Raw genomic sequence first — 13,284 nt, 5'->3', positions numbered from 1 at the left:
GCCGCGTCCATCCAAGTGATCCCTGCACATTCCTTGCTAAAATCCGCGACTGAAAAGCATACCCAACAAGCCTGCGTCTGCAAATCCGGGAGAACACGCCCATGAAAGTCCAAGTCTGCATCATCGGCGGCGGCCCGTCGGGCCTGATGCTGTCGCAGCTTCTGCATCTGCAGGGCATCGATACGATCATCCTGGAGAAATCCAGCCGCGACTACGTGCTGTCGCGCATCCGTGCCGGCGTGCTCGAGCACGGCTTTGCCGAGCTGATGCGCGAGGCGCAGTGCGGCGAGCGCATGGACCGCGAGGGCGAGATTCATCACGGCTTCTACATCGCCCATGACGGCAAGCTCGACCGCGTCGACCTGCACAAATATTCCGGCGGCAACTCGGTGATGGTCTACGGCCAGACCGAGCTGACGCGCGATCTCTACGAGGCCCGCGACAAGCTCGGCGGCAAGGTCGTGCACAACGCGACCGACGTGACGCCGCACGACATCGCCTCCGACAAGCCTTACGTCACCTACCGTCAGGACGAGGAGGTCGTCCGCATCGACTGCGACTACATCATCGGCGCCGACGGCTTCCACGGCGTCAGCCGCAAATCGATCCCGCACGACAAGCTGACGGAATACGAGCGGGTGTATCCGTTCGGCTGGCTCGGCGTGCTGTCGCGCACCAAGCCCGTGTCGCCGGAGCTGATCTATGCCAAGCACGAGCGGGGCTTCGCGCTGTGCTCGCTGCGCTCGCAGGTGCTGAGCCGCTACTATGTCCAGGTGCCGCTCACCGACAAGGTCGAGGACTGGAGCGACGATGCGTTCTGGGAGGAGCTGAAGCGCCGGCTGCCGGCCGAGATCGCGGCCAAGCTGATCACCGGACCGTCGATCGAGAAGAGCATCGCGCCGCTGCGCAGCTTCGTCGCCGAGCCGATGCGCTACGGCCGGCTGTTCCTCGCCGGCGACGCCGCCCACATCGTGCCGCCGACCGGCGCGCGCGGGCTGAACTCGGCTGCGTCCGACATCTACTATCTCTATCATGCGCTGCTCGATCACTACAAAAAGGGCGACGACCGCGGCATCGACGGCTATTCGCAGCGGGCGCTGGCGCGGATCTGGAAGGCGCAGCGCTTCTCCTGGTGGATGACGACGCTCCTGCATCGTTTCCCCGACCGGTTGTCCTACGACGACAGGCTGCAGGACACCGAGCTCGCTTATCTGTTCTCGTCGGAGGCCGCGCAGCGGTCGCTGGCGGAGAACTATGTCGGACTGCCGTTCTGAGCGAGGTCAACGCGACGCGTTTCGCCTGCGCTGCTTGATGGCACCACGCATCAGTAGCCTCGCTGTCGTCCCGGCGAACGCCGGGACCCATACCCCCAGGGAGCGGTTTGAGGCAGGCTGGCGATTGGCTTTGTGCCCATCATGACTGCCGCGGGGTCTGGGTCCCGGGTCGGCGCCGTGACGCGCTTCGCGCCTCACGGCTTGCCCGGGACGACGGTTGGGATAGATCGGATTCACGTCTCAAACAGCGCAGGCAGGACGTGGCAACGCGGTCTCGCGGCACATGATGCCCGAGGTCTGCGATCAACTCGCCCCTCCCAAAATCGAGAGGGCGCAGGGAATGCCGGGTGAAGGCCTCACCCATGGCCCGCCTGCGAAAAAAATGCAGGCGGCAGGTACCACAGGCAAAGCCGATCAACCGGCATTCCCTGCGCGATGTCTTCACGCTTATACGCAGTCTCCCTGGTGCGCCGAGCGTGTTGGCCACCATGATCCGCGCGGCGCCTCGAGCGCCGTCGCGAACGTAACACCAGCATCGGGGTGTCAGGACGCTGCGACTTCACGTCCGCAAGAGATCGCTCGTCCGCATGCTCTCGCGAGCCTGCTCGAACTCTCGCGGCCACCGCATCCCCGCCTCGCGTGTCGTGACGATCGCGCGCAACGCCCCTCTCGTTGAGGCGGGATGGCCGGAGATAAGCACATTTTCCGATAAGGCGAAAGAGAAATTTTCTGAAAAGCGGAAAATTTTCGAAGGGGGCCGGGCAGATCGCGTTCAATGCGCGCAGGAACGACGGCTGCCCGCGAGCCCCATGAGCAGGATGCAGCATGTTGATCGAACACGCGACCGTCAGCCCCGTCACCGCTCCGCGGCCGCTTGGAGGATGACGCCGTGTTTCGCTGGTGCAACTTCGCTCAGCTCGAGATCGGCGGACAGATGACCGGGGCGCGCTGTTGGACTAGCGCCAACTGCTAAAGTCTGTCGGTCTCCCCGCGCGCCCTGAAAAATGAGTTGCGTACCTCAAAAACCGCGCTATGGTCCTCAACCCAAAGGGGAGGAGCATGAACGCGCCGCTGACATTGCGGGATATTGCGCGGCAGGCGGGCGTGAGCCTCGCCACCGTCGACCGCGTGCTGCACAACCGGCCGGGCGTGCGCCCGGACACGGTGCGACGCGTCAAGGATGCGATGGCGCGCAGTGCATTCCAGCCGCATGCGGCGGCCTCCGAACTCGCCCGTGCCCGCTCGCGGCGTTTTGCCTTCGTGATGCCGTCCGGTGCCAATCCCTTTATGCAGCAGATTCAGGCGCATCTCGGCGAGTTGGCGAGCTGGATGGCCGCGCGCCGGCTCTCGGTCGATGTCGTCACGACGGACGTGTTCGATCCGGCTGTGCTGGCCGGCAAGCTCGAAGATCTGGTCGGTCGCGTAGACGGTGCGGCGGTGGTGGCGCTCGACCATCCGAGCGTGCGCGCCGCGATCAATGATCTCGTCGAGTCCGGCGCCAAGGTCGTGACTCTGGTCTCCGACGTGCCGTCGTCGCGGCGGCATCATTATGTCGGCATCGACAACATCGCCGCTGGCCGCACCGCGGGTGCGCTGGTCGGACGCTTCGCCGGCGGCAAGGCGGGGCGGGTCGCGATCATGGCCGGCTCGCAAGGCCTGCGCGATCATGCCGAGCGCATCTTCGGCTTCGGCCAGGTTCTGGCGGCGGAGTTTCGGCAACTTGAGGTTTTGCCGGTTGCTGAGGGGCATGATGTGGACGATCGCTCGGAGCACCTCATGCGCGAGCTGCTGACCGAGTATCGCGACATCGTCGGACTCTACAATGTCGGCGCTGGCACGGCCGGCGTCGCCAAGGCGCTGACCGAGTCGGGGCGGGCCGATGACATCGTGTTCGTCGGCCATGACGTGACGGCGCTGACGCGCAAGCTGCTGCTGAACGGCGTGATGGATGCGGCGATTTCGCAGAACCCGGGACACGAGGCGCGCTCCGCGGTGCGCGTGCTCTTGGCGCTGGCGCGCGGCGAGCCGATCCTGAGCGAACAGGAGACGATCCGCATCGACATCGTGATGCGGGACAATCTGCCGTGAGCGGATGGCCGCGGTGACGCGGTCGGCCCGAACACGGAATGAGAAACGACCGAGGCGCTGGTTTCGAGGCGACGCAGATCGCCGAGGCGCCTGGCGGTCCGTGTGGGAGGAGTGGAGTCGTGTTTCTCGGACTGGATGTCGGCACATCCGGCGTGAAGGCCGTGCTGGAGGACGAGACGGGCGCGCTGATCGCGAACGCCTCGCGTCCGCTGTCGCTGTCGCATCCGCAGCCGCTGTGGTCCGAGCAGAATCCGCATCATTGGGTCGAGGCCGTCATCGGCGCGGTCGATGATCTCGCGCGTGAGCGTCCGCGTGAGACGTCAGCGGTGCGCGGCATCGGCTTGTCCGGCCAGATGCACGGCGCGACCTTGCTTGGTCGCGACGGCCGGCCGCTGCGTCCCGCGATCCTGTGGAATGACGGCCGCTCGCAGGCCGAATGCGCCGAGCTCGAACGCCGCTGCCCCGAATTGCACACGATCGCCGGCAATCTCGCGATGCCCGGCTTCACCGCGCCGAAGCTCGTCTGGGTGGCGAAGCACGAGCCGAAGATCTTTGCAGAGGTCGCGACGGTGCTGCTGCCGAAGGCCTATGTGCGCTATCGGCTGTCCGGCGAGATGGTCGAGGACATGTCGGATGCGGCCGGCACCCTGTGGCTCGACGTCGGCGCGCGGCGCTGGTCGGAGAAATTGCTGGCGGCGACCGGGCTCGGTCTCGATCACATGCCGCGCCTGGTCGAGGGCAATGAGCGGAGCGCCGTGTTGTCGCCCGAACTGGCGCGGCGCTGGGGCATGGGCGCCGATGTCGTGATCGCAGGGGGCGCCGGCGACAACGCGGCGAGCGCAATCGGACTCGGTGCCATCACGCCCGGCGATGCCTTCCTGTCGCTCGGCACATCAGGCGTGCTGTTCCGGGTGACCGACCGCTTCGCGCCGGCGCCGGAAGCGGCTGTGCATGCGTTCTGCCATGCGCTCGGCGGGCTGTGGCATCAGATGGGCGTGATGCTTTCGGCCGCGGCCTCGCTGGCGTGGCTGGCGCGCATTCTCGAGACGCCGGAAGCCGCGCTGCTGGCGCCGCTCGGCGCGCGCGTCGAACGTCCGAGCCCGGTGCAGTTCCTGCCTTATCTCGACGGCGAGCGCACCCCGCACAACGATGCCCATGCCGCCGGCGCCTTCGTCGGCCTGCGCAGCGCCGCCGGCCGCGGTGATCTCGTGCAGGCGGTGCTTGAGGGCGTGGCGTTTGCCTCACGCGACATGTTCGCCGCGCTCGCGCGTAGCGCGCAGCCGATCAAAGAGCTCGATCTGGTCGGCGGCGGCTCGCGCTCCTTGTTGTGGGCACAGATCATGGCCGACGTGCTCGGCGTCACCGTGCACCGGGTCGAGGAGGGCGAGGTCGGCGCCGCCATCGGCGCCGCGCGGCTCGGCCGTCTCGCCGCGACCGGCGCAGCACCGGCCGATGTCTGCCGCAAGCCGCAGCGGCTGCAGAGTTTCGAACCCCGCGCCACGCAGCGCGCGGCATACGACGCCGCCTACGCGCAATGGCGTAAGCTCTATCCCGCTCTCAAGGAGTAGACCCTCGTGAACGTCCAGGCTCCCTTCTTCCAGACCGGCGCAACCGTCACCTATGGCGGGCCCGAGTCGCGCAGCCCGCTGTCGTTCCGCTGGTACGACAAGGATCGCGTCATCCGGGGCAAGCGGATGGAGGACCATCTGCGCTTCGCGGTCTGCTACTGGCATTCGTTCTGTTGGCCGGGCGGCGATCCGTTCGGCGGCGAGACCTTCCTGCGGCCGTGGCAGCATGGCGATGACGCGATGGCGATGGCGCGCGCCAAGGCCGACGTCGCGTTCGAATTGTTCCGGCTGCTCGACGTGCCGTTCTTCACCTTCCACGACGTCGACGCCGCGCCGGAAGGCGCGACGCTGAAGGAGTCGGTCGCCAACCTCAACGCCATCGCCGACCTGTTCGAGCAGAAGATGGCCTCTGCCAAGGTGCGGCTGCTATGGGGCACGGCCAACCTGTTCTCACATCGCCGCTACATGGCGGGCGCCGCGACCAATCCGGATCCGGACGTGTTCACCTACGCGGCGGGACAGGTGCGTGCCGCACTCGAGGTGACGCATCGTCTCGGCGGCGCCAACTACGTGCTGTGGGGCGGCCGCGAGGGCTACGAGACGCTGCTCAACACCGACATGAAGCGCGAGCTCGACCAGCTCGGCCGGTTCGTCTCGCTGGTGGTCGAGCACAAGCACAAGATCGGCTTCAAGGGGCCGCTGCTGATCGAGCCGAAGCCGAAGGAGCCGACCAAGCATCAGTACGACTTTGACGTCGCCACCTGCTACGGCTTCCTGCGGCGCTACGATCTGCTCGACGACGTCAAGCTCAACATCGAGCAGAACCACGCCATCCTCGCCGGCCACTCGTTCCAGCACGAGATCGCGCTGGCGCAGGCGCTCGGCGTGTTCGGCTCGCTTGACATCAACCGCGGCGACGATCTGCTGGGCTGGGACACCGACCAGTTCGCGATGAACGTGCCGGAGCTGGCGCTGGTGTTCCACGACATGCTCAAGGGCGGCGGCTTCACCACGGGCGGGCTGAACTTCGACGCCAAGATCCGCCGGCAGTCGATCGATCCGGATGATCTGCTGCACGCCCATGTCGGCTCGATGGACGCTTGCGCGCGTGCGCTGATCGCCGCCGATCAGATGCTCGAGGACGGTGCCCTGACGGCGCCGCTCGCGCAGCGCTACGCCGGCTGGGACGGCGAGGACGGGCAGGCGATCCTCGCCGGCCGCCGATCGCTCGCCGAGCTCGCCGACCGCGCCGTCAACACCGGCCTCGATCCGCAGCCGCGCTCCGGCCGGCAGGAATATCTCGAAAGCGTGGTGAATCGCTATGTCTGATGACAGCAGCCTGCGCACGATGACGAATGAGGCTGAGCGAGCCGTGATGAGCACCGCCGCGCAGCCAGTCTTGGAGCTCAAGGGCCTCGGCAAGCAGTTCGGCGCGATCCGCGCGCTGCACGGCGTCGATCTTTCGATCGACGCCGGCGAGGTCGTCGGCCTGATGGGCGACAACGGCGCCGGCAAGTCCACCCTGGTGCGCATCATCGCCGGCAATTTTCCGCCGAGCCAGGGCACCATCCGTTTCGGCGGCCGCGAGGTGCATTTCCATCGTCCGATGGATTCGCGCAGCGTCGGCATCGAGGTCGTCTACCAGGACCTGGCGCTCGCCAACAATCTCACCGCCGCCGCCAACGTGTTTCTCGGTCGCGAGCTGAAGCGCAATTTCGGCCCGCTGGTGCTGCTCGACCACAAGGGCATGGAGGCGCGCGCGCTCGAGCTGTTCCGCGAGCTGCGCTCGGAGACACGCCCGCATGATCTGGTCAAGGACATGTCGGGCGGCCAGCGCCAGGCGGTGGCGATCGCGCGCACGCGGCTGTCCAACGCCAAGCTCGTGATGATGGACGAGCCGACCGCGGCGATCTCGGTGCGCCAGGTCGAGCAGGTGCTGAGCCTGATCCATCGGCTGAAGGAGCAGGGCATCGCCGTCATCCTGATCTCGCACCGCATGCCCGACATCTTCGCGGTGTGCGATCGCGTCGTGGTGATGCGTCGCGGCGAGAAGAAGGCCGACAAGCCAGTCGGCGAGACCAGCCCCGAGGAAGTGACTGCGCTGATCACCGGCGCCAAGGAGGCGGCGTGATGTCCGTTCCATCCGAGACCCGCTCCGCCGGCACCGAAGTCACCTTCACCAATGTCGGCGCCATCAGATGGTGGCACCGCGGCGTGTTCGCCTCGCAGACCGCTTATGTCACGCTGGCGCTCATCGCCCTCATCGTCGTGATGAGCTTCGCCAGTCCCTATTTCCTGACCGAGGGCAATCTGCAGAACGTCGCCAAGAACTTCTCCTTCATCGCCATTGCGACGCTCGGCATCACCTTCGTGATCATCACCGGCGGCATCGACCTGTCGGTCGGCTCGATGATGTGCTTCGCGGCGATGATCACCTCGATGGTGATGACGACGCTGTCGACACCGGGGATGCCGCTGTCATCGCTGTTCGTGCATCTCGCCGCGGACGGCAAGACCGTGGTCGCCAACGTGCCCGGCCTGATCCTGATCGTCTCGGTGCTGGCGGGCCTTGCGGTCTCGCTCGTCGTCGGCCTGATCAACGGCGTCTGCATCGCCTTGCTCGGGCTGTCGCCGTTCGTGACCACGCTCGGCATGCTGTCGATCGTGCGCGGTCTCAGCTACGTGATCTCGAACGGCAAGGGCAGCTTCCCCGGCGGCCCCGACGCCGATTATTTCTACGCGCTGACGCAGGGCGATGTCTACGGCGTGCCGGCGCCGTTCATCTATCTGATCGCGCTGGCGCTGGTGATGGCGCTGGTGCTGCACCACACCGCGTTCGGCCGCCACGTGTTCGCGATCGGTGGCAACGAGAAGGCGGCGGAGCTGACCGGCGTCTCGGTGCCCCGCGTGAAGATCGAGGTCTATGTGATCGGCGCGCTCGCCGCCGGCCTGCAGGGCATCATCATCTCCGGCTGGCTCGGCTCGGCGCCGGCCAACATGGCGACGTCCTACGAGCTCAACGTGATCGCGGCGGCCGTGATCGGCGGCGCCAACCTCGCCGGCGGTCTCGGCGGCCCGCTCGGCGCCATCGTCGGCTGCGTGCTGCTCGAGGTGATCAGGAACGGGCTGGTGCTGGCGCAGGTCAACTCCTACTGGCAGCAGACTCTGGTCGGCGTGATCATCATCGCCGCCGTGCTGGTGGATCGTATCCGCGCACGCCTGCTGTGACGAATACTGGCCGGGATGACAAGCGCGTCTATCCTCACCCGGAACAGACAATCATCAGGGATAGACATGGAGGAGGGAAACCCATGAAGAAGCTGCTCTATGCGGTCGCATCGCTCGCGATCATGCTGGCCCCGGCGCAGGCCGAGACCAAATACCGCTTCGCCATCGTGCCGAAGGCGATGAACAATCCGTTCTTCGACGTCGCGCGCGACGGCTGCCTGAAGCGCGCCAAGGAGCTCGGCAACGTCGAGTGCATCTATAAGGGTCCGGTCGAGCACGAGCCGGCCACGCAGGCGCAGATCATCCAGGACTTCGTCACGCAGAAGGTCGACGGCCTGGCGATCTCGGTGGCCGACGTCGCCGCGATGACGAAGTCGATCGAGGCGGCGACCGCCGCCGGCATTCCGGTGATCACCTTCGATGCCGATGCGCCGGGCTCCAAGCGCATCGCTTATATCGGCACCAACAACAAGGATTTCGGGCTGGCGCTCGGCAAGCAGCTGCTGCAGCTCCGACCCGACGGCGGCAAATATGCCGTCGTCTCCGGCGGCCCCGGCGCCAAGAACCTCGCCGAGCGCGTCGATGGCGTGCGTGAGGCGCTGAAGGGCTCGAAGTGGACGGAGGTGGCGGGCTCGCCGACCTTCTGCAACGATGATCCCGCGCTCGCCGTCCAGCAGATGGCCGATCTGCGCACCGCGACGCCGGATCTCGGCGCCATCGTGCCGATCGGCGGCTGGCCGATGTTCGCGCCCGAGGGTTACAAGGCCTTCGTCAACAAGAACCGCAAGGACATCGACGCCGGCAAGCTGACCCTCGTCGTCGCCGACACGCTCAAGATGCAGCTCGAATTGCTGCGTGACGGCTATTCCAACGCGCTGACCGGCCAGCGTCCGTTCGAGATGGGCGAGAAGGCGATGGACACGCTGCTCGCGATCAAGAAGGGCGAGAAGGTGCCGGACGTGATCTACACCGGCCTCGACCTCGTCACCAAGGATAACGTCGCCAAGCTTCTGAACTGAGTTCCTCCCGGGGAAAACCTGGCGGTCCGGCATCCGGCTTCGGCCGGCGGCTGGGCCGCCCTTTTTGTTTGGGATGCTTAGTGCGCGTTGGTGCCGGCGCTTGAGCCGGCTCGTATGTGTGCCTCTGTCTTAGCCAACAAGATGCTGCCGATCGTCTCTCCGTCATCGTCCGCGACGGCGGACGATCCAGTATTCCAGAGACGGTCGTGGGCAATCGAGACGCCGCGGCGTGCTGGATCATCCGCCGGAGCCTGTCATTGGGCTCGCCGAAGGCGAGACCCCGGTGGCGGATGATGACAGTTGGGGAGAGGCAACACGGGCCCGGACGATTGACAGCAGAAAATATCTGACTAAAGTCAGATATCATGCTCGACTCCATCTCTCGCGTCCGCCGCTTCAACCGCGCCGTCACCTCGGAGGTTGGCGCGCTCGACACCTCGTTTCTCGGGCGCGGGCGGCCGCTCGGGGCGGCCCGCGTGCTCAATGCGATCGGCCATGGCCGCAGCGACGTCGCCGATCTGCGCGACTATCTCGCGCTCGATTCCGGGCTGATGAGCCGGCTGCTGCGCAGCCTGGAGGAGGAGGGGCTGGTGACGACCAGGCCGCATCCCGACGACGCACGCCGCCGCATCGCCAGGCTCACCGCCGCCGGACGGCGCGAATTCGAGGCCTATGAGACGCTCTCCAACGCCCAGGCCGAATCGATGCTGGCGCGTCACGGCCAGCCCGAGGCGCTTTTGGCGGCGATGGACCTGGTCGCGGCCGCGCTGGGACGCAGCCGCATCAAAATCGAGGAGACCGATCCCAGGAGCGAGCAATCGCGCTATTGCCTCGGCAAGTACTACGCCGAGCTGTCGAGACGGTTCGAACGTGGCTTCGACGTTTCGCTGTCGCGCGATCCCGACGCCGCAGACATGACGGCCCCGCGCGGGGCCTTCTTCGTCGCGCTGTCCGACGGACTGCCGCTCGGCTGTGTCGGGCTGAAAGGGACTGGCGGTATCGTCGCCGAGATCAAGCGGCTGTGGGTCGCGCCCGCGGCGCGCGGGCTTGGCCTCGGCCGGCGGCTGATGGATGCGGCCGAGGACGCCGCGCGAAAGCTGTCGATCACGACGCTCCGCCTCGACAGCAACAGCGCGCTGACCGAGGCCGTCCAGCTCTATCGCCGCACCGGCTGGATCGAGATCGACCGCTTCAACGACGATCCGTATCCGGATCTGTTCTTCGAGAAGCAGGTTTGAGGTCGATCTCCCGTGACGCTCGGCGCGTGCATCGGGCTTCAGGAACGCGAGCGCCTTGTGGTCGGCGAATTGCTAGGGGACCTCTGCGACGGACCCCGTCGGCCTGCTTGGCGTTAAGCGATGGGCAACCGGCGGGTGATTGGATGAGGGTCGTTGGGTTCCAGCGATGAGAGGCAGACGGGCGTGCTTTGAGTCTAATTTGTTGCCTGAGCCTGACGCAATTGCGGCGAGGGCCTCGTGACTCGGGGACGCTTCTTCGCCTCACTTCACCCCAAGACTTGATCAAGCGTATAGATCGTCCTGCGCCGATCGCGCCGGCGCGGGCGGAACAGCAATGACGAATCGGGACAAGGCATGGTGACACGATCCACGGCGGCTCAGAACCTTGCAGCGATGCGGCGTCGCGGACCGGTCTTGATGACCCTTGCGGCCTTGGCGGCACTAGCGATGCCCAGCTCCGCGGCCAACGCGCGGCAGGCGCGCCCCGCGCCGGCGACCGAAGCGACGGCGCCGCGCGCGCATGGCGATCCGATCATGGCGATCGTATCGATCAAGGCCCAGAAGGTGACGTTCTACGACGCCGACGGCTGGATCTGGCGGGCGCCGGTGTCGACCGGCGTCTCCGGCCGCGAGACGCCGGCCGGCGTGTTCGCCGTGCTGGAAAAGGACAAGGACCACCGCTCGACGCTCTATGACGACGCCTGGATGCCGAACATGCAGCGCATCACCTGGAACGGGGTGGCGCTGCATGGCGGGCCGCTGCCCGGCTATGCCGCCTCGCATGGCTGCGTCCGCATGCCCTATGGCTTTGCCGAGAAGCTGTTCGACCGGACCTGGATCGGCATGCGGGTGATCATCGCGCCCGGTGACCCGGCGCCGGTCGAGTTCTCCCATCCCGCCTTGTTCGTGCCGGCCGCTGAGGCGCTCGCCGCGGTGCCCTCGCGCGCCGCGACGCTCGGCCGCGAAGCCGAGGACGCCGCCAGGCTCGCCGACGAGGCCAAGGCGGCGGCTACCGCGGCCGAGCGCGAGGCCAAGGCTCTGAAGGCGTCCTTGCGCAAGCTGGAGCAGGCCAAGGCGCGCGCCGAGGCCGAGCTCAAATTCGCCGGCAGGAAGCTGGCCGCCGCCAAGACCGATCAGGCGAGGACGCTGGCCGAGGATGCGAATCAGAAGGCCGCCGCCAAGGCGACCGACGCGGCGGCGCAGCTCGAGGCCGCCAAGTCGGACGCGACCGCGAAGCTCGCTGCGGCGACCTCGACCAAGGATGCCGCCAAGGCGGCTGCGGCCAGGAAGGCCGATACGAGCAAGGCTGCGACGGACGCCAGGCTCGCGACCGAGCCGGTCTCGGTCTATATCAGCCGTTCCACGCAGATGCTCTATGTCAGGCGCAACACGCACAAGCCAGCCCCCGACGGCGGCGGCGAGGTGTTCGACACCTCGATCGAGGCGCCGGTGACCATCCGCGATCCCGACCGGCCGATCGGAACGCATGTGTTCACCGCAGTGGCACAGAACGGCGCGGGGCTGCGCTGGACGGCGGTGACCATCGACGACGGCGACACTGCCAAGGACGCGCTCGACCGCATCACAATTCCGAAAGACGTGCTCGCCCGGATTGCGCCGACGGCCGTGCCACGCTCCTCGATCATCGTCTCGGACGAGCCGCTGTCGAGCGAGACCAATTACCGGACCGAGTTCGTCGCGGTGCTGAGCAACCAGCCGCAGGGCGGCTTCATCACGCGCCGGCCGACGACCAATGTCGACGTTGCCAGCGGTGACGAATATGACGATGGCTTCGGCAGCTTCTTCCAGCGCAGCTGGGATGGCCAGCCCGTCGCGGCGCCGCGCCGTCGCGGTCCGGCTCCGACCTATTACCGGCCGGTGCAGCCGGGCTGGTGGTGACCAGTCGGGCTGGTGCCTGACTGCGTTCGCGGGTCAGGGCGGATGGCACTTCAAATCAGTTGCGGCCCGCGGGGATGACGCCGGGCCATTGCATCAGGAAAGGCTGCGGCTCGTGCTGCTGCGCCTCGGTCGCGCGCGCCACGCGCCTGACACGGTGAGGCCTGCGGGAGATCGAGCTGGTCGCCTCGCGAGCGGTCTCGATGCGTGCCAACTGCTGACGCATCTCGCCGGTGGAGGTCCGGAGCTGCTCGATGGTCATGTCGCTGTTCGCGGCCGCAGTGCGCAGCCCGCTCAGCTCGGTCGCCGCATCTTCCTGGGCGCCGCGGAGGCGGACCGTCTGGCGCTTCAGCAGCGCGAGATCGGACTCGATCTTGTCGGCCGTATCGCGGCGGCGCGCCTCGGTCTCGTCGGCGGTGGTGCGCAAGGCGGCCAGGCCCGTTTCGGCCGTGGTGAGGCTGGCGCGCAATTGCAGAAGCTCGCCGGAGGTGTCGCTCTGGCGGTCGCGCAGCTGGGCGGTCTCGGCCTTGAGCTGCGCCAGCTCCGATGTCAGCGTGGCGACGCGGGTCTCGAGCGAAGGCGCTCCGGTCCCGAAGGAGAAGCTGTTGGCGCCGCCGCTGCTCCACCACATCGCACCGGCGCTGGCTGCGAGCGCCAGGCTCAGGACAATTCGTAGAGAGGCCGTGCCGCTGCTCGGCGGGGCGTCCGGCGTCTTGGTGGGTCTGCGCATCGACAGGTCTCCGGGATTTGATGGCAGCAATTATGATCATATTAAGGTTGCCAATGTTCTAAGCGCGCCGCGCCGGCGGAACATTTCATCCACGTAGTTTTGCGGGAATGCAGGCTCACAGCCTTGAGTCGTGAGCACGATCGGCGGCGCTCAATCGTGCGGATGCAGGGACGGCGATGATCCGGCCTGGATCGCCGGCACACAATTCGGATCCGTCGGAAAAGGCTTCGTGCGTCCTCGGGA

At 66.9% G+C, this 13,284-nt stretch carries 10 protein-coding genes; 9 read left to right on the top strand and 1 reads right to left on the bottom strand.

The window, feature by feature from the left end; translation table 11 throughout:
- Positions 1-101: 101 nt before the first annotated feature.
- The 9 genes from pobA (at position 102) to QW881_RS18490 (ending at position 12,314) form a co-directional block, all read left to right on the top strand.
- The gene (pobA, locus tag QW881_RS18530) at positions 102-1,274 is read left to right on the top strand and encodes a 4-hydroxybenzoate 3-monooxygenase (RefSeq protein WP_315741202.1); all 1,173 of its coding nucleotides are present in this window, start codon (positions 102-104) and stop codon (positions 1,272-1,274) included.
- 1,059 nt (positions 1,275-2,333) lie between these two features.
- On the top strand, positions 2,334-3,362 hold the full coding sequence (locus QW881_RS18525; protein WP_316159125.1) for a LacI family DNA-binding transcriptional regulator: 1,029 nt from the start codon (positions 2,334-2,336) through the stop codon (positions 3,360-3,362).
- Positions 3,363-3,481: 119 nt separating this feature from the next.
- Entirely contained in the window at positions 3,482-4,930 is a 1,449-nt protein-coding gene (gene xylB, locus QW881_RS18520) for a xylulokinase (RefSeq protein ID WP_315758429.1), read from the top strand.
- Between the two features lie 6 nt (positions 4,931-4,936).
- Entirely contained in the window at positions 4,937-6,259 is a 1,323-nt protein-coding gene (gene xylA, locus QW881_RS18515) for a xylose isomerase (RefSeq protein ID WP_315758431.1), read from the top strand.
- Between the two features lie 46 nt (positions 6,260-6,305).
- Positions 6,306-7,061, top strand: coding sequence for an ATP-binding cassette domain-containing protein (locus tag QW881_RS18510; RefSeq protein ID WP_315758432.1), 756 nt, complete (start codon positions 6,306-6,308; stop codon positions 7,059-7,061).
- Positions 7,061-8,158 (top strand): ABC transporter permease, encoded by a 1,098-nt coding sequence (locus QW881_RS18505; RefSeq protein WP_315758433.1) that lies wholly within the window; start codon positions 7,061-7,063, stop codon positions 8,156-8,158. Before QW881_RS18510 ends, QW881_RS18505 begins: the two co-directional genes overlap by 1 nt.
- Before the next feature lie 83 nt (positions 8,159-8,241).
- The gene (locus QW881_RS18500) at positions 8,242-9,177 is read left to right on the top strand and encodes a sugar-binding protein (RefSeq protein WP_315758434.1); all 936 of its coding nucleotides are present in this window, start codon (positions 8,242-8,244) and stop codon (positions 9,175-9,177) included.
- 365 nt (positions 9,178-9,542) lie between these two features.
- Positions 9,543-10,415, top strand: coding sequence for a helix-turn-helix domain-containing GNAT family N-acetyltransferase (locus QW881_RS18495; protein WP_315758435.1), 873 nt, complete (start codon positions 9,543-9,545; stop codon positions 10,413-10,415).
- 354 nt (positions 10,416-10,769) lie between these two features.
- Complete coding sequence (locus QW881_RS18490) at positions 10,770-12,314, top strand: L,D-transpeptidase (RefSeq protein WP_315758436.1); 1,545 nt, start codon at positions 10,770-10,772, stop codon at positions 12,312-12,314.
- A gap of 55 nt (positions 12,315-12,369) precedes the next feature.
- On the opposite strand, the gene QW881_RS18485 is transcribed toward QW881_RS18490, so the two are convergent.
- A complete protein-coding gene (locus QW881_RS18485; protein ID WP_315758437.1) occupies positions 12,370-13,041 on the bottom strand; it encodes a hypothetical protein in 672 nt (223 codons plus the stop codon).
- Between the last annotated feature and the right edge of the window lie 243 nt (positions 13,042-13,284).

The organism is Bradyrhizobium sp. SZCCHNS3016, assembly GCF_032484535.1.
GTDB lineage: Bacteria > Pseudomonadota > Alphaproteobacteria > Rhizobiales > Xanthobacteraceae > Bradyrhizobium.
The sequence above is the reverse complement of the archived record's forward strand: the minus strand, read 5'-3'. Positions and strand labels throughout refer to the sequence as shown.